At 62.4% G+C, this 17,070-nt stretch carries 11 protein-coding genes and 2 tRNA genes; 1 reads left to right on the plus strand and 12 read right to left on the minus strand.

The window, feature by feature from the left end; all coding sequences use genetic code 11:
* Positions 1–168 precede the first annotated feature (168 nt).
* The gene (locus tag NBH09_RS09615; RefSeq protein ID WP_250787818.1) at positions 169–1,257 is read left to right on the plus strand and encodes a M24 family metallopeptidase; all 1,089 of its coding nucleotides are present in this window, start codon (positions 169–171) and stop codon (positions 1,255–1,257) included.
* A 351-nt stretch (positions 1,258–1,608) separates the two neighbouring features.
* On the opposite strand, the gene NBH09_RS09620 is transcribed toward NBH09_RS09615, so the two are convergent.
* The 12 genes from NBH09_RS09620 to NBH09_RS09675 form a co-directional block, all read right to left on the minus strand.
* Positions 1,609–2,952: a bifunctional folylpolyglutamate synthase/dihydrofolate synthase gene (locus NBH09_RS09620; RefSeq protein ID WP_250787819.1), complete on the minus strand. Its 1,344-nt coding sequence runs from the start codon at positions 2,950–2,952 to the stop codon at positions 1,609–1,611.
* A gap of 280 nt (positions 2,953–3,232) precedes the next feature.
* Positions 3,233–5,929 carry a valine--tRNA ligase gene (locus tag NBH09_RS09625; RefSeq protein WP_250787820.1) on the minus strand — a complete coding sequence of 899 codons (2,697 nt, stop codon included), beginning with the start codon at positions 5,927–5,929 and terminating at the stop codon, positions 3,233–3,235.
* 285 nt (positions 5,930–6,214) lie between these two features.
* Positions 6,215–7,624, minus strand: coding sequence for an ATP-dependent Clp protease ATP-binding subunit ClpX (gene clpX, locus NBH09_RS09630; RefSeq protein ID WP_161194141.1), 1,410 nt, complete (start codon positions 7,622–7,624; stop codon positions 6,215–6,217).
* A 1-nt stretch (position 7,625) separates the two neighbouring features.
* On the minus strand, positions 7,626–8,246 hold the full coding sequence (locus tag NBH09_RS09635; RefSeq protein ID WP_022095182.1) for an ATP-dependent Clp protease proteolytic subunit: 621 nt from the start codon (positions 8,244–8,246) through the stop codon (positions 7,626–7,628).
* 163 nt (positions 8,247–8,409) lie between these two features.
* Entirely contained in the window at positions 8,410–9,711 is a 1,302-nt protein-coding gene (gene tig, locus NBH09_RS09640; RefSeq protein ID WP_250787821.1) for a trigger factor, read from the minus strand.
* An 87-nt stretch (positions 9,712–9,798) separates the two neighbouring features.
* Positions 9,799–9,882: transfer RNA gene (locus NBH09_RS09645), tRNA-Leu, on the minus strand.
* A 140-nt stretch (positions 9,883–10,022) separates the two neighbouring features.
* On the minus strand, positions 10,023–12,854 hold the full coding sequence (locus NBH09_RS09650) for a molybdopterin-dependent oxidoreductase (RefSeq protein ID WP_250787822.1): 2,832 nt from the start codon (positions 12,852–12,854) through the stop codon (positions 10,023–10,025).
* Complete coding sequence (locus NBH09_RS09655; RefSeq protein ID WP_250787823.1) at positions 12,854–13,756, minus strand: FAD binding domain-containing protein; 903 nt, start codon at positions 13,754–13,756, stop codon at positions 12,854–12,856. The genes NBH09_RS09650 and NBH09_RS09655 overlap by 1 nt, the downstream gene beginning before the upstream one ends.
* Positions 13,757–13,998: 242 nt before the next feature.
* Positions 13,999–15,354 (minus strand): NADP-specific glutamate dehydrogenase, encoded by a 1,356-nt coding sequence (gene gdhA / locus NBH09_RS09660; protein ID WP_250787824.1) that lies wholly within the window; start codon positions 15,352–15,354, stop codon positions 13,999–14,001.
* 251 nt (positions 15,355–15,605) lie between these two features.
* Positions 15,606–16,001 (minus strand): putative Se/S carrier protein, encoded by a 396-nt coding sequence (locus NBH09_RS09665; RefSeq protein WP_250787825.1) that lies wholly within the window; start codon positions 15,999–16,001, stop codon positions 15,606–15,608.
* Between the two features lie 29 nt (positions 16,002–16,030).
* Positions 16,031–16,663 carry a molybdenum cofactor guanylyltransferase gene (gene mobA / locus NBH09_RS09670; RefSeq protein WP_250787826.1) on the minus strand — a complete coding sequence of 211 codons (633 nt, stop codon included), beginning with the start codon at positions 16,661–16,663 and terminating at the stop codon, positions 16,031–16,033.
* Positions 16,664–16,817: 154 nt separating this feature from the next.
* A tRNA-Sec gene (locus tag NBH09_RS09675) sits at positions 16,818–16,914 on the minus strand.
* Positions 16,915–17,070: the final 156 nt, after the last annotated feature.

Below are 17,070 nucleotides of genomic sequence, written 5' to 3' on the forward strand. Positions count from 1 at the left end.
GGCGGCGGGATCAACCGAAGAGGAAACCAAGCGGGGGCGCCAGGCGCCCGGATGCGTCATGCCGAAATGGCGCGAAGCACGCGGTTGACAAAACTATAGAGACACGTCCCAAATTGACTACCCTGGCATTGGGGATACCATGGTGGCAACCTAGCGAAAGGACGATGTATGGCACATGTCGATGACCAGCGCGTGGCGCGCGTGCTCGATGCGCTCGAGGCTCAGCACCCCGGCGCGCAGCTGCTCGTAAACGACCCATGGTCGATCTACTATCTAACCGGCTTTTATGCCGATATGTTCGAGCGTTTTTGCGGCGTGCTGCTCGCGCGCGATGCCGAGCCCGTAATCTTGGTTAACGCCCTGCATCAGCTGCCAGAGTACGACAATGCCCGCGTGGCCTACCACACCGATACCGACGTCGTGACCAATGCCATCGCACGAGAGGTCAATCCGACTAAGCCGCTCGGCATCGACACCGTCATGCGTTCCGGCTTTTTGATGCCCCTTATGGATCGTCATGCAGCGAGCGAGTTCTTCCTGGGCGACTTTGCCGTCACCGCTGCACGCACCCACAAGGACGAAGCCGAGCAGGAGCTCATGCGCGCATCCTCGGCCGCCAACGACGCCGTGATGGCCGACGCCATCAAGCTCGTTCACGAGGGCGTGACGGAGCGCGAAATTGCCGACCAGATGCTCGGCCTGTACCGCAAGCACAACTGCGAGGGCTTTAGCTTTCCGCCCATCGTAAGCTTTGGTGCCAACGCCGGAGACCCGCATCACGAGCCCGACAACACCGTACTCAAGCGCGGCGACGTGGTGCTGTTCGACATTGGCGGACGCCACCGCAACTACTGCTCGGACATGACGCGCACGTTCTTTTGGGGCGAGCCGGACGAGGAGACGGCTCGCATCTACGACATCGTGCGCCGCGCCAACGAGACCGCCGAGGCGCTCATCGCACCGGGCGTGCGCATGTGCGACCTGGACCGCGCCGCGCGCGACGTGATTGAGGATGCGGGCTATGGGCAGTACTTTACTCATCGCCTGGGACACTCGATTGGTCTGCAGGACCACGAGCCAGGCGACGTTTCGCTTGTCAACGAGCAAGTCGTAGAGCCGGGCATGACGTTCTCCATCGAGCCGGGCATCTACCTCCCCGGCCGCACCGGCGTCCGCATCGAGGACTTGGCCCTAGTTACCGAGTCCGGCGTCGAGATTCTCAACGCATACCCCCACGATCCCGTCCGCCTAGACTAGCCAATGTGACAAAGGGACAGCCCCTTTGTCACATTGCGATTACGTCGCGCCACGAAAACGAGCTATCTACTACGTTTAACCCGCATGGGTCGACCATGCGGGTCTTTTTTGAAAAATGGCAGGCCCTCTACCTGCAGTTTTGATTTCGCAATTCTCGGTATGGTCGAGGGTTGCCGGTCAAACGTAGTAAATAGGCCCATTTCGTGGCAAGCGAGTCAACTCGGGGCACAGGACAGCCAAAATGGCCCCATCCCAAATTAGCTGCTTTTGAGTTGCGGTGATATACGGACTGTTTAAGGCTTCTAGCCCATAAAACAGTCCCCATTTCACCGCAACTGATGAGGGGATGGGTTAGCGGAGCAGACCGGCTACTTCGCCGGCTAGGGTGATGGTGCCGGCTGCTACGAAGGGCTCGCCCGCGGCATCGAAGGCCGCGAGGGCCTTGGACACGCTGGGGTACACGCCCGCCAGCTTGTCAGCGTCCACCAAGGCAGCGAGCTCCTCTGCCGGCAGGGCACGATCGGAATCGGTCTGGGTCACGACCACGCGGGGGAACGCCGGAACCAGAACGTCAACGATACCCGCCACGTCCTTATCGGCCAGCGCGGCGCACAGCAGCGTGGGGCGATTCTCAACGTACGGGTCAATCTCGTCCAGCGCGCTTACAAAGTTCTCGCAGCTCTGAGGGTTATGGCAGGCATCGATCAGCTTGAGCGGATCGGTCCCCAGCACGTCAAAACGACCCGGTGTGGGGCAACCCATAAGCGAGGCATCGAGCTTGTCATGATCGAGCTCGCGACCCAGATACCCCTCGCAGAGCATAATCGCGCACGCAGCATTCTGCGGCTGATAGGCCGGCTTGACCATGCTCGACGTATAGATCGCACGCGGCGTGGTGCAGCTAAACTCAACCGTATCGCCCACGTGCTCCGGCACCTTGGTCGTGGCATGGTTCACCACCAGCGGCACAATGCCGCACTCGCGACAACGGGCATCCATCACGCGCTGAACGCTCGCCTCGTGCGTGCCCTCGCCCAGCACAACCAGGCGTCCGGGCTTAATGACCGCAGCCTTCTCCCCCGCAATGGCCTCGAGCGTATCGCCCAGAATGCGTGTGTGATCGAGCCCAATGCCCGTAATGGCAACGGCGACGGGATCGGTCGCACTCGTGGCGTCCCAACGTCCGCCCATGCCGACCTCGAGCATGGCAACATCCACCGCGGCCTCGGCAAACACTACAAGTGCGGCAGCCGTCAGCAGGTCAAACGGCGTGATGGAATAGGCGCGCTCCCCTGCCGCCACACGGCGCGCATTCACGCGATGCCCCGCCTCGACAGCTGCCGAAACGCCACGGGCAAAGGCCTCGTCGCTCACGACGCACCCATCAACCTCCATGCGCTCGGGATAGCGCACCAGCTGTGGCGACGTATACAGCGCGGTTTTGAGCCCCTCACCACGAAGAATGGCAGCAGAAAAACGCGTAGTCGAAGTCTTGCCATTGGTACCGGCAACCTGGATGCTATCGAAATACTCGTCCGGACGCCCCAGCTCATCGAGCATATCGACAACCGTCTCGAGCAAAGGACCAGCATCCCCAGAAATCCGCCCCGTATCAGCAGCAAGCCCCACGGCCTCATCAAACGAAAGCAACTCAAACGAGAACGGAACGACATACGACCCAGAACGCTTAGCCATAACCCAAAGTCCCCCATAACAGAAAAAGAGGCCCACCAAAAAGAATGAGCCCCTCGTGTTGACAATATCAGCCTTTATCCGCTTGCAGCAAGATCAAGGCCACAACCCAGTGGTCCTAACCTACCAGATGCAAACAACCACGTAACCGCACTAGGAGCGGCCCGACGCTTTGCTCGATACAAGTTCCGCACGCAAAGGACAGCACTAAATGTGCTGTCCGTCTTGCGCAGGACTGTTCGCAGTAGCGAGCAAAGCGTCGGGACGCGCCCCAGAGCAAACCTTACGAGAAGTCAGCAACCTGAGCAGTCAGCGCCGCCAGGATCTCCTTGAGCTCAGCTGCACGGTCCCTCTTCTTCTGGACCACCGCGGGCGCGGCCTTGGCCACAAAGCCCTCGTTGGCGAGCGTCTTCTCGCAGCCGGCGAGCTCCTTCTGGGCCGCGGCGATCTCCTTCTCCAGGCGCGCCTTCTCGGCCGAAAGATCGACCTTGCCCTCAAGCACCACAAAGACCTCGACGTCGCTGTCGACCACGGCGATGCTCGCAGCCGGCTTCTCAACGTCGGTACCCATGACCAGCGAGGCGGTGTTGGCCAGCGGCTCGATGGTCGAGCGCAGGCTCTCGAGCTTCTCGATGTCCTCGGCACCGGCGCGCACGACCACGTCGAGCTCGGCCTTGGGGCTCAAGCGGTAACGCGAACGCGTGGCGCGGGCGGCGGAAACGACGGCACGGCACAGCTCAAACGCGCGCTCGGCGGGCTCGTCGACGTACTTGGCGTAGTCGGCGGGCTCCGGCCACTTGGCGATCATGAGCGCCTCGGCACGGTCCACGTTGCCCTCGGCGTCCAGGTCGAGCACGCTCGCCGGCATGTTGTCCCAGATCTCCTCGGTAACAAACGGCATGAGCGGGTGCATCAGGCGAATGGAGGTGTCGAGCACAAAGATCAGGTTGCGCTGGGCCTGCAGACGACCTTCGCCCTTCAGGCGGGCCTTGGTGACCTCGACGTACCAGTCGCAGACCTCGTTCCAGAAGAACTGCTGCACGCCGCGGGCCATGTCGCCAAAGGTGTAGTTCTCAATGCCCTCGGTGACCATCTTCACGGCCTTTGCCAGGCGGCTGAACATCCAAGCGTCGGCCGGCGTCTCCACGACGGGCTCGCCGGGCGTGTAGCCCTCCATGTTCATGAGCAAGAAGCGGCTGGCGTTCCAGATCTTGGTGACGAACGACTTGGCCTGCTCGGTGCGCGGGCTGTCGATAAGCTTCCTGGTCTTCTTGTCGATGTTCGCGTCGAACTTGACGTCCTGGTTGTTGGTGCACAGCGTGAGCAGATTGTAGCGCATGGCGTCGGCGCCGTACATGCCAATGAGGTCCATGGGGTCAACGCCGTTGCCCTTGGACTTGGACATGCGGCTGCCGTCCTTGGCAAGGATCGTCGGGTAGATGACGACGTCCTTAAACGGCACCTCGTCCAGGAAGTACAGCGAGCTCATGACCATGCGGGCGACCCACAGCGCGATGATGTCGCGCGCGGTGACGAGTGCCGTCGTGGGATGATGGCCCTCGAGCAGCTCCGGCTTTTGCGGCCAGCCCTGCGTGGCGAAAGTCCACAGCTGAGAGCTGAACCAGGTGTCCAACACGTTCTCGTCCTGGTGTACGTGATGGCCGCCGCACTTGGGGCACACATCGGTGTCCTCGGTGAGGGCGTCCTCCCAGCCGCAGTCCTCGCAGTAGAACACGGGGATACGGTGGCCCCACCACAGCTGGCGGCTGATGCACCAGTCCTTGAGGTTCTCCATCCAGGTGGTATAGGTCTGCGTCCAGCGCGCGGGGTGGAAGGTGACCTTGCCGGAGTTGACGGCGTCGAGCGCCGGCCCCTTAAGCTTGTCGACGGCCACAAACCACTGCTCGGAAAGCCATGGCTCAAGCGCGGCGTCGCAACGGTAGCAGTGCATGACGGAGTGGTCGTGCTCCTCGACGTGATCGAGCAGGTCATGCTCCTCGAACCACTTGATGACGGCCTCGCGGCACTCCTCGCGGGTCATGCCGGTGAACTCGCCATAGCCCTCGACGACCACCGCGTGCTCGTCGAAGATGTTGATCTGCGGCAGGTCGTGAGCCTGACCCATGGCGTAGTCGTTGGGGTCGTGGGCCGGGGTAACCTTGACAAAGCCGGAACCAAAGTTGGCGTCGACATGCCAATCCTCAAAGATGGGGATTTCACGGTCGACGATGGGGAGCTTGACGGTCTTACCCACAAAGGCGGCCTTCTCGGGGTCCTTCGGGGAGACGGCGACGCCCGTGTCGCCGAGCATGGTCTCGGGGCGCGTGGTGGCGACGACGATGTAGTCCTGGCCGTTGACCGGCTCGGTCAGCGGGTAGCGCAGGTGCCACAGGTGGCCCTTCTCGTCCTTGTACTCGGCCTCGTCGTCCGAGATGGCGGTGGTGCAGTTGGGGCACCAGTTGACGATGCGCTTGCCGCGATAGATCAGACCGTCGTGGTACCAGTCGCAGAAGACCTTACGCACGGCCTGGGCGTAGTCCTCGTCCATTGTAAAGCGCTCGTTATCAAAGTCGACGGAGCAGCCCATGCGCTTGATCTGCTCGACGATGATGCCGCCGTACTCGTGGGTCCAATCCCAGCAGGCGTCGACAAACTTGTCGCGACCAATCTCCAGGCGACTGATGCCCTCGCTCTTGAGCTTCTTGTCGACCTTGGTCTGCGTGGCGATACCGGCGTGGTCGGTACCCAGCACCCAGCGCGTGGACTTGCCGCGCATGCGGGCCATACGGACAATGGCATCCTGGATAGAGTCATCGGTGGCGTGGCCCATGTGGAGCTTGCCAGTCACGTTGGGAGGCGGAATGGTGACGGTGCAGTCGCCCACGCCCTCACGGCGCTTGTAGTAGCCGCCGTCGAGCCACTTCTGCAGGATCGCCGGCTCGTTGGTCGACGGATCGTAGTTCTTGGGCATTTCTTCCATATATCTCTCCCTTGCCCGTCGGCGTGTCCGCCTGCTTGGTTTTCGCTCGGTCAGGTCCTGGGCTCGCACGAAGAGCACATTTAGTGCTCTTCGGCTCGTGCGGAATCTACGAAAACCAAGCAGGCGGACACGCCTTAGGTATCGATTACTTCAGTCTGAATTGACTTCGCTTTGGCTTAAACAAACACACAGAATAGCACAGGTAGTTGGGGTTATTGCGTATCTATAAAATAGCCTCCGACCGCGGATGGTCAGAGGCTATTTGCAAACACGTTTTAGGCTGGTTTAGCCGTAGATACGCTGGGGCTGTTCTTCGCCCTTTACGGAGGCTTCGGTCACGATAACCTTGGTGACGCCCTCCTCGCTGGGGAGGTCGAACATCGTCTGCTGCAGCACGTCCTCGCAGATGGAGCGCAGGCCGCGGGCGCCAGTCTTGCGAGCGAGCGCCATGCGGGCGATCTCGTGCAGGGCGGCGTCCTCAAACTCCAGCTCAACGTCCTCGAGCTGGAACATCTTGCGGTACTGACGCACCACGGCGTTCTTGGGCTCGGTCAGGATCGACACCAGGTCGTCCTCGTCGAGCGCCTGCGTCTGGGTGACGACGGGCGTACGTCCCACAAACTCGGGGATCATGCCAAAGGCGTTGAGGTCCTGCGGGAGCACCTGGCGCAGCAGGTCGTTCTCGTCGACCGAGGTGGGGCCGGCGATCTCGGAGTTAAATCCCACGCCCTTGTTGCCCACGCGATCGGCGATGATCTTGTCCAGACCCACAAAGGCCCCGCCGCAGATAAACAGAATGTTGGTCGTGTCGATCTGCAGCAGCTCCTGTTGAGGATGCTTGCGGCCGCCGGTGGGCGGAACGCTTGCCACCGTGCCCTCAAGGATCTTAAGCAGCGCCTGCTGAACGCCCTCGCCCGAAACATCGCGGGTGATGGAGAGGTTCTCGGCCTTGCGGGCGATCTTGTCGATCTCGTCCACATAGATAATGCCGACCTGCGCGCGCTCGATATCGCCATCGGCGGCGTTGATAAGCTTGAGCAGGATGTTCTCCACATCCTCGCCCACGTAACCGGCCTCGGTGAGCGCGGTGGCGTCGGCGATGGCAAACGGCACCTCGAGGATGCGCGCAAGCGTCTGGGCGAGCAGCGTCTTACCGGTGCCGGTGGGACCGAGCAGCAAAATGTTGGACTTGGCGAGCTCCACCTCGTCCATATCATCGTCGAGCTGCGAGTCCAAGCCGTCGTCAAAGGCCGAAAGCGCAGCGCCGCCCTCGATGACGCGGCGGTAATGGTTGTACACGGCAACCGACATGGCGCGCTTGGCGTCCTCCTGGCCCATAACATAGGCCGAAAGCTCGTCATAGATCTCGTGCGGCGTCGGCACATGCGTAATGACCTGACGGGCGTCGTCCTCAAGCTCAAAGCCCTCGGCCTCGGGATCCATGGCAGGCTGCCCGGCAGCCTGGCCGTGATCGTTGAGGAAGCCCGGCAGCTTACCATTACGGGCAGCGTCCATAAAGTCCGAAGCCAGCGACTCCTCCAGAATCTCGGAACAGGCGGCGACGCACTCGTCACAGATAAAGATGTTGGTCGGACCCTTTACAAGGCGACGAACCTGGCCCTGCTCTTTTCCGCAGAAGGAGCAGCGGATGGGGTTGCCGTTCTCGTCAAAGTTGTCCTGCATGTTACCGGCCATCCTAGGCGTCCTTCGCGGCGAGATCGCGCGAGGTGACGATACGGTCGATCAGGCCGTAGTCGAGGGCCTCGGCAGCGGTCAGGTAGTTGTCACGCTCGGTGTCGGCCTGGACCTTCTCGATGGGCTGGCCCGAGGCGTCGGACAGGATCTGGTTGAGCTCGCGGCGAGTCTTCTTGATCTCCTCGGCCACGATCTCGATCTCGGTCTGCTGACCCTGGGCACCGCCGCTGGGCTGGTGAATCATGACCTTGGAGTGCGGCAGGCAGAAGCGCTTGCCCTTGGCGCCGGCCGAAAGCAGCACGGCGGCCATGGACGCGGCCATACCGACGCAGATGGTGGAGACCTGCGGCTTAATGAAGTTCATGGTGTCAAGAATCGCCAGGCCGGAGTAGACCTCACCACCGGGCGAATTGATGTAGAGCGAGATATCCTTCTCGGCATCCTGGCTCTCAAGATGCAGCAGCTGGGCAACGACCAGATTGGCGCTGACGGAGTTGATCTCCTCGCCCAAGAAGATGATGCGGTCGTTGAGCAGGCGCGAATAGATATCGTAGCTGCGCTCGCCGCGCGGCGTCTGCTCGATAACGTATGGCACGAGGGCGGAATCGAACTTAGCGATCATACGCATCTCCATTTCTCTCTTGCGGACCAAATTGGTTCTAGATAAACGTACGGTGCCCGCATGCTATGCATTGGCTGGCACCGTACGAAGCAACCGGATAACCGGCTTATAACTTTACCCCATCACGGGCGCGTGCATGCGCTCGCGGGCAAGGTGGCGAGAATTACTCGGCGTCCTTGGCGGTCTCGTCGACCTCGGTCACCTTGGCGTTCTCGACCAAGTGGTCGACGGCCTTGGAGCGACGGATGGACTCGCGGACGGCAGGCATGCGGCCATCGGCGATGAACTCGGCCTTGGAAGCCTCGACGTCCTTGACGCCGGCCTTCTCGAACTCGGCGTTGATGTCGTCCTCGGTGACCTCAATCTTGAGCTCGCGGGCGAGGGCGTCGAGAGCCAGGGACTCACGGGCAACGTCGTTGGCCTGCTTGTGCAGGTCGCCGATGAACTGCTCCATGGTCAGGCCGGAAGCCGGCAGCCAGGTGTCCAGGGTCATGCCGCGGGCAGCGAGGTTGGACAGGAAGTTCTGGCCAAGTTCCTCAAAGACGGACTGCTCGTAGTCGGCGTCCATCTCGTCGAGCTGCAGGCGCTCGGCGAGAGCGGAGACGCAACGGTTCTCCTTCTCGGCCGGGAGGCGGGAAGCCTTGTCCTGCTCGATCTCGATCTTGATGGCGTCGCGCATAGCGTCGATGCTGTCGAAGCCAAAGTCGGACTTGACGAGCTCGTCGGTGAGCTCGGGGGTGTTGCGGACCTTGATGCCCTTGACGGTGACCTCGACGGTGTGGGTCTCGGCCTCCTCGCCCTCCTCGACCTCGTCGGTCCAGGTGACGGACTTGACGTCGCCAACGTTGGCGCCGATCAGGGCCTCGTTGAACTCAGCGGGGTTGCTGTCGCTACCGGCGATGAGCATGCGGCCCTCGGCAGCGAAGTTGTCGGCGTTCTCGACGGCCTTGAGGTCGACGGTGACGTAATCCTCGGCCTCGACGGCGCGACCCTCGACGTCCTCGAAGGTGGCACGGTAGTTGAGGAGCATCTCGACCTGGTTGTTGATCTCGGACTCGGTGACCTCCGCAGGGGGCATCTCGATCTCGACAGCGTCGAAGGAGGAGAGCTCAGCAGCAGGACGCAGGGAGAACTCGACGGTGTAGGTGTAGTCCTCGTGATCCTTGGCGAGGTCGAGCTCCTTGTAGTCACCGTTCTTGGTGGGGACGATGTCCAGCTCGTTGAGGACGGCGGGCTCGTTGGCGGCGATAAGGTCGTTGGTGGCCTGAGCGAGGGTAGCCTCGGCGCCAAGAGCGGAGTCGATGACCGGACGGGGGGCCTTGCCGGCACGGAAGCCCGGGAAGCGGTACTTCTTGGCGGTGTCCTTGTAAGCCTTCTTAATCGCGGCGTCGACGTCGGCGGCCGGGATGGTGACCGTAGCGGTGAGCTTGGCGTCCTTGACGTCAGAAGCGGTGATGTTCAACACGTTCCTCCTCATACTGCCCAGCTTATCTGAGGTGCTGGTACCTTTATGCAACAAGCGTCGCGAGGGCATAAGCCGACGCGGGTGCGTTGGTGCGGGCGAAAGGACTCGAACCTTCACGGGAATCCCACCAGAACCTAAATCTGGCGCGTCTACCAATTCCGCCACGCCCGCATGAGCGCACAGACTAGGAATGATAGCAGATACGAACGGCAAGCGCACGCACACCTTTTACAGGCTCACGACCTCACCACGAGTGCAAAAGGCGGGACGAGTTGCCCCGCCCCGCCAATTACGACTTGTTCGCTGACCTGTTACTCCCCCAGCAGGGCCTTCTCGGGCGTGATGGGCAGCGAGCGCACCTGGTGGCCGGTGGCGTGCGCCACGGCCGAGGCAACGGCGGCGAGCGGCGTGTTGATGACGACCTCGCCGATCGACTTGGCGCCAAACGGGCCCGTCGGCTCGTAGCTCGGCTCAAATGCCACGCGAATGCTGCCGATATCCAGGCGCGTGGGCAGCTTGTAGCTCATAAAGTTGCCGGTGCGCAGGCGGCCGCGGTCATCGTGCTCGACGATCTCGTAGAGCGCGTGACCGATGCCCTGGGCAATGCCGCCCTCGGCCTGGACGCGCGCGAGCGCCTCGTTGATCACGGTGCCGCAATCGACGGCCGCCGCGTAGTCCACCACGGTCACCTTGCCGGTGGCCTTGTCGACCTCGACCTCGGCAATGCCGGCCATAAACGGCGGAGGCGAAACGGGCAGGCAGGCAGAGGCATGCGAGGTGAGCGCGTCGCCGCCCGCGATGTTCTTGACGCACAGGTTGGCAAAGTCGCGCAGCGTGAGGTAGCGGTTCTGCTCGCGCGCGGCACGCTCGTCGGACAGGCGCACGTACTGACCATCAAAGACCACATCGGCGGCGTCCACGTCCCACATCTGGGCGGCCTTGGCGCAGATCTTCTCGCGCAGCTCGGTCGCGGCATTCTTGGCTGCAAGGCCCGTCACGTACGTACCCGAGCTCGCGTACGAGCCGGCGTCAAACGGCGACACGTCGGTGTCCACGCCGCGCACCACGATAAGCGAGCTCTCCACGCCCAGCTCCTCGGCGGCAATCTGCGCCAGAATCGTGTCGACGCCCATGCCGTTATCGGTGGCGCCGGTGCCGATGGTAATGAAGCCGTCCTCTTCAAGGCGCATGTCGATGCCGGCGATATCCACATTGGAGATACCCGAGCCCTGCATGGTGAGCGCACAGCCCAGGGCGCGCACGCGGTCGCCCAGGTCCACGGCCAGCGGCTTGTCGCGCCAGCCGATCATGTCCATCGCGCGCAGCAGGCAGCGGTCGAGCGCGCAGGCGTTGAGCTTCTCGTTGTAGTACTGCGGCATGACCTCGCCCTCGTGCACGATGTTCTTAAGGCGCAAGTCGGCGGGATCCATGTGCAGCATGTCGGCGAGCTCGTTGACGGCGCTCTCCACGGCAAACTGGCCCTGGGTGGCACCGTAGCCGCGATACGCGCCGCCGCGGTTGGTATTGGTGTAGACGGCGTCCCAGCTAAAGCGGCTCGCCTTCACATGGTTGTAGATGGGCAGGCTCTTGTGGCCCGAAAGGCCGATCGTCGTGGTGGCATGCTCGCCATAGGCGCCGGCGTTGGACAGCGTATGTAGGTCGATGGCCGTGATGGTGCCGTCGTTCATGGCGCCCAACTTGACGGTCATCTGCATCTGATGTCGCGAGTTGCCCGCGGTGATGGTCTCCTCGCGGGTGTAGCAGCAGTAGCTCGGACGACCGGTCTGCTGGGTCACGAACGCCACGAAGATCTCGCAGCAGCCCGTCTGCTTGGAGCCAAAGCCGCCGCCGATGCGCGGCTTAATGACCTGCACCTGCGACTGCGGGATATCGAGCGACTGCGCGACCATGCGGCGCACGTGGAAGGGCACCTGCGTGGAGGTGGTCACCGAGATACGCCCAAACGCGTCGGTCGTCGCGAAGGCGCGGAAGGTTTCCATGGGCGCGGTCTGCGTGGCCTGGCTGGTGTAGGTGCGGGTGAACACGATGTCGCTCTGGGCGAACGCCTCGTCAAGGTTGCCAAAATCGCTGGTACCGCTGCACACCAGGTTGCGGGACACGTCGCCGCCCTGCGGGAACATAAAGGTCACGTCGCCCTCGGGGTGGACCACGATGTCGTTATCGAGCGCCTGGGTAAAGTCGAGCAGCGGCTCGAGCACCTCGTAGTCGACCTTGATGAGCTTGAGTGCCTTGTCGGCGGCCTCCTCGGTCTCGGCGGCGACAATCGCCACCTCCTCGTTTTGGTAGCGCACGAGGTTCTCGAGAATCAGGCGGTCGTAGGGACTCGGCTGCGGATAGCTCTGACCGGCGATGGTAAAGCGGCGCTGGGGCACGTCCTCGTAGGTGTAGACGCCCACCACGCCGGGCACCTTCAGTGCGCGCGACGTATCGATGGAGCAAATCTTGGCGCGGGCATAGGGGCTGCGCTTGAGTTTGACGATGAGCGCACCGGCAGGTACCAGGTCGCCCGTGTAGACGGGACGACCCTCGAGCAGTGCCTTCGAGTCCTTCTTGGGCTGCTTGTGGGTAATCTGCTTGTATGCGACACCATCGGAGCTGGTGTTATTGACCGGCAGTTCGGGCATCTCAAAGCCCACCTGCACGCCGGACTCATTGAGAAAGCGGACGATGGCGCGCAGCTGACTCTCGTAGCCGCTGCAACGGCAGAGGTTGCCGGCGAGCTGGCGCGAGAGTTCCTCGCGCGTGGCGACGAGGCTCGGGTCCTCCTTGGCGGCGCGGGCAAGCGCCAGCACGTTCATGATAAGGCCGGGGGCGCAAAAACCGCACTGCTCGGCACCTTCGGCAGCCATCGCGCGGGCCAGTGCCTCGGACTCGGCTTTGAGGCCTTCGAGCGTGGTGATGGTGTGGCCCTCGACGCGAGCGGCGGGAACCGAGCAACTCAGCACCGGGTCGCCGTCGAGCCACACCGTGCACAGGCCGCAGTTGGTGGTCTCACAGGCGCAGCGCACCGACGCACAGCCCTGCTCGCGCAGCAGTGCAAAGAGCATGGTGTCGGGGGCAATCTGAACCTTGACCTTGCGGCCGTTGAGCGTAAAGGAAAGATCGATGAGTTTGGCAGCCATTAGCACACCTCGCTAGAATCGACGCCGGGCACGCGGCGGCAGGAATACTCGTCCGTGGCAAACTTAGGCACTTGCACGGTCTCGAGCTCGCGGGCAAGCGCGGCCGAAAGCTCAATGCCGGCGGCGCGGCGCACAGCCTGGATGGCGAGCGGGGCCGAGATGCGGCGGCGGTAGTCTGCCGAGCCCCACAGGTTGGTGCCGTAGCTCAGCGCGCGCACGGATGCGGCCAGGGCGCGAAGCTCGTCCTCGGAAGGTTGCTCGTTCACCAGACCGCATGCCTCGCCCTGCAGCAGGGTCGCACGCAGCGGACGGGCACCCACGGTGACATGCCAGGAGCCGTCCCACCAGGCGGCGGTAACGTTCAGCGAGGGGAAGTCGGTCGCGGCCTTGCGCACGGCCTCATAGCTGGCACGGTAATCGTGCTTGACGACCACCACGTGCTCGATCACGTCGCGCACATAGCCCATGTCCGCGAACTCGGCGAGCGGCACGCGGCCGGCGCCCGTCAACTCAACATAGGAATCGAGCGCGAGAAAGGCGGAGAGAACGTCCGAGAAGCCAAAGCGGCCGTAGATGCTGCCGCCCACCGTGGCGGTATTGCGCAGCTGCACGCCCACGATGTCGTGGACAGCGAACTCAAAGACATTGTTGACAAGCGCGTTGAGCCCGGCATGACGCTCGAGCTGACGCAGGGTGCACATGGCGCCGATGCGAAATTCGGTCTCGGTCTCCTCGATCTGATCGAGTCCGCAGGCCGAAAGGTCAATCGCCGTCGCCACGCGACGCGAACCCAGGCGCATCCAGATGCCGCCGCCCACAATCTTGTTGTTGCGGTTCTTCTGTAAGAGCTCATAGGCTTCGGCCGCGTTTCCAACACGGACGTAGGTACCGAACTTGAGCACGTTCTCCCCCATCTCTTCACTTGTCCAGTACTTTTAAGTGTACCAAACGAGGGGCCGCACACCGTTTTAGGACAAAATCCACCCACCCATCCATAACTTGCGGTGATATACGGACTGATTAGCCGTTCTGGGACGCTAAACAGTCCGTATTTCACCGCAAGTTATGAGGAGTCCTCTGGGATAGAAAAGGCTCCCAGCCGGAATAGCTGGGAGCCTCATCACATGCTATATCGAGCGAAGATTTAGCAGACGCCCTGGGCGAGCATGGCGTCGGCGACCTTCAGGAAGCCGGCGATGTTGGCGCCCATGACGAAGTTGCCCTCCTGGCCGTACTCCTTGGCGGTGTCGTCCACGTTGTGGAACATGCCGCGCATGAGCTGCTCGAGCTTGCCGTCGACCTCCTCGAAGGTCCAGGACAGGTGCTCGGCGTTCTGGCTCATCTCCAGGCCGGACACGAGCACGCCGCCGGCGTTGGCAGCCTTACCGGGCATAAAGGCGACGCCGTTCTCCTGGAAGTAGGTCGTGGCCTCGATGGTCGTGGGCATGTTCGCGCCCTCGCCGACCACCTTGCAGCCGTTGGCGACGAGCGCCTGGGCGTCCTCGAGCAGCAGCGTGTTCTCGCGAGCGCAGGGCAGCGCGATGTCGCAGGGCAGCTGCCACACGCCACGGCCGTCGCCCTCGTGCCACGTGGCACTGGGCTTCTCGTCGACGTACATAGCGAGCGTAACGCCCTTGTCGTGGCCGGAGCGCTTCTTGTTGTAGACATGCTCGAGCACAGTGTAGTCGATGCCGTCGGGATCCTCGACCCAGCCGTGAGTATCGGAGCAGGCCAGCACCTTGCCGCCGAGCTGGGAGACCTTCTGGACGGCGTAGATAGCGACGTTGCCGGAGCCATGAACGACGACGTTCTTGCCCTCGAAGGAGTCGCCGCGGCTCTTGAGGTACTCGTCCACAAAGTAAACCAGACCGTAACCGGTGGCCTCGGTACGGGCGAGCGAGCCGCCAAAGGAAAGGCCCTTGCCGGTAAGGACGCCGGTCCACTCGTTGGTCAGGCGCTTGTACTGACCGAACAGGTAGGCAACCTCGCGGCCGCCAACACCCAGGTCGCCGGCGGGAACGTCGGTGTTGGGGCCAATGTGGCGATAGAGCTCGGTCATGAAGGACTGGCAGAAGTGCATAATCTCGTTGTTGGACTTGCCCTTGGGGTCAAAGTCGGAACCGCCCTTGCCGCCGCCCATGGGAAGGGTGGTCAGGCTGTTCTTGAGGATCTGCTCCAGACCCAGGAACTTGAGCATGCCCAGGGTGACCGTCGGGTTAAAGCGCAGGCCGCCCTTGTAGGGTCCAATGGCAGAGTTGAACTCGACGCGATAGCCGCGGTTGACCTGAACCTTGCCCTGGTCGTCGACCCAGGGAACACGGAACATGACAATGCGCTCGGGCTCGACGAGGCGCTCAAGCAGAGCGGCCTCCTCGTACTCGGGATGGGCGTCGAGCGCCGGCTGGATGGTGCCGAGGATCTCGGACGCGGCCTGGATGAACTCAGGCTGCTCGGGATAGCGGGCCTTGAGCTCTTCGAGAACTTTCTGCGTGTAGCTCATGCTTCCTCCAATGATGGGAAACGAAAAATGTCGGTCGCGGCACCCTATGCGCCGCGAACTTTATCGAGTATGGATAATATCGCACTGTTGCAGCAAAGTTTCGCATAAGCCGACGAGCAGATGTTTCGTTTTGATTACGATGCAGGTAGAAGCGTTTTTGAGTGCCTGACATGCAAAACCCGTGTTTCAAACCTGTTTCGTCCACGTGTTCCAAACCACCACATTGGGCACCTTTGTGGTGGTGTTGGTGGTTAGAGGACGAGCTGATGGTAGTCGGCGGGGGTTATACGGCCTTCGGTGGCGGCACGGAAGGCGGCGAGGGCATCGCCCGAGAATGGCATGGCCCAGCACAGCCCGCAGCCTGCGGTAATGGAGCCGGGCAGCGGCATGATGCGCCCGGGCACACCGGCGGCAAGACACAGCTGTTCGCATTCCATCACATCGAAAGTGCTGTCGAACGACACGATAATCTTGCGTTCGTGGTCGAGAGCGTCACCGGACGAAGCCTCGCGGTGCGACTCGCGATACGCAGCCGCCGCTGCCTCTTCCTCGGCCGTATGTCCACAGCCGCCACAGCCGCAGGTGCAAGGCTCGGACCCGTCGCAAGTGCAAGGTTCCCCGGTATCGGGGCAAATATCATGTGACACGGCATCTCCCGTCATTGATGTGTGCAGATCTAGGCGAGCAGCTCGGCTGCCGCAAACTCCTCGGGCGTATTGACGTTCTCGAAGCAGAGCGTCGAGCCTGCGACCTTAACGATCTGCGGCTCATCCATATAACCAGCCTGAACGCGATTAATCAGGCAGCGAATGCGCTGACGGTCGCAGGCGAGCAGCTCTTGGGCAACCGGCGCACACGCATCGCGGCGCCAGACGGCACAAAGCGGCTCAATCCCCCGCTCCTCGCGCGGTACGCACACGTCGAGCGCCTCGGCCTCAGTACGATCGGCAAGCGCACCGATGAGTTCCGGCGAGACAAACGGCATATCGCAGGCGACGATCGCCACGAGCGGCAATCGGGCCGCGGCCAACGAGCTCGCGATGCCGCGCATGGCGCCCGCCGACCCCTCAAGGTCCGCCACCACACGCGGCACCAGACCGCCAAACGCGCGCTCCTCAAGGTAGGCAAGCTCGCTGGGACGCGAAGTCGTCACGACTAACTCACCGGCAACTTGCGCCAGCCGACCCAGCACGCGCTCGATGAGCGGCTCGCCGCAAAACGTCATGCGCGCCTTGTCGCAACCCATGCGCGACGACAGCCCGCCCGCCTGGACGACGCAAGAAAGATCGGCTCGTCTTACGGTAGTCATACGGCAAAACACCCCCATCGGCATGCTCGAAACCCTATGCACGAAGCTAAATACCGCCGCCGAAATAGCGGCGCTACGAAAAGCTCGTGCAAAAACAAAACAGCGCCTTTGCGGCACGCAGCAAGACCGCGAGCACAAAAGCGCTGGTAGCGTATGGCGGGAACGTATGTGAATCGAACACATCCAAGACGTTTTGCACGCCTCGCAACGGTTTTGAGGACCGCGGAGCCCACCGGAGCCCATCCGTTCCCAAGTGCGGCGGTATTTTACCAAACTAGCAGGGTAGTCTTTTTGGGACGTGTCTCTATAGTTTTGTCAACCGCGTGCTTCGCGCCATTTCGGCATGACGCATCCGGGCGCCTGGCGCCCCCGCTTGGTTTCCTCTTCGGTTGATCCCGCCGCCCGCT

The organism is Collinsella sp. BG-O-102, assembly GCF_023656745.1.
In the GTDB taxonomy this organism is placed as follows: domain Bacteria; phylum Actinomycetota; class Coriobacteriia; order Coriobacteriales; family Coriobacteriaceae; genus Collinsella.

Coding starts and splice junctions, on each gene's coding strand:
- NBH09_RS09615 (WP_250787818.1), top strand. CDS start 169: ATGGCACATGTCGATGACCAGCGCGTGGCGCGCGTGCTCGATGCGCTC.
- NBH09_RS09620 (WP_250787819.1), bottom strand. CDS start 2,952: ATGGCTAAGCGTTCTGGGTCGTATGTCGTTCCGTTCTCGTTTGAGTTG.
- NBH09_RS09625 (WP_250787820.1), bottom strand. CDS start 5,929: ATGGAAGAAATGCCCAAGAACTACGATCCGTCGACCAACGAGCCGGCG.
- clpX (WP_161194141.1), bottom strand. CDS start 7,624: ATGGCCGGTAACATGCAGGACAACTTTGACGAGAACGGCAACCCCATC.
- NBH09_RS09635 (WP_022095182.1), bottom strand. CDS start 8,246: ATGATCGCTAAGTTCGATTCCGCCCTCGTGCCATACGTTATCGAGCAG.
- NBH09_RS09650 (WP_250787822.1), bottom strand. CDS start 12,854: ATGGCTGCCAAACTCATCGATCTTTCCTTTACGCTCAACGGCCGCAAG.
- gdhA (WP_250787824.1), bottom strand. CDS start 15,354: ATGAGCTACACGCAGAAAGTTCTCGAAGAGCTCAAGGCCCGCTATCCC.
- mobA (WP_250787826.1), bottom strand. CDS start 16,663: ATGACTACCGTAAGACGAGCCGATCTTTCTTGCGTCGTCCAGGCGGGC.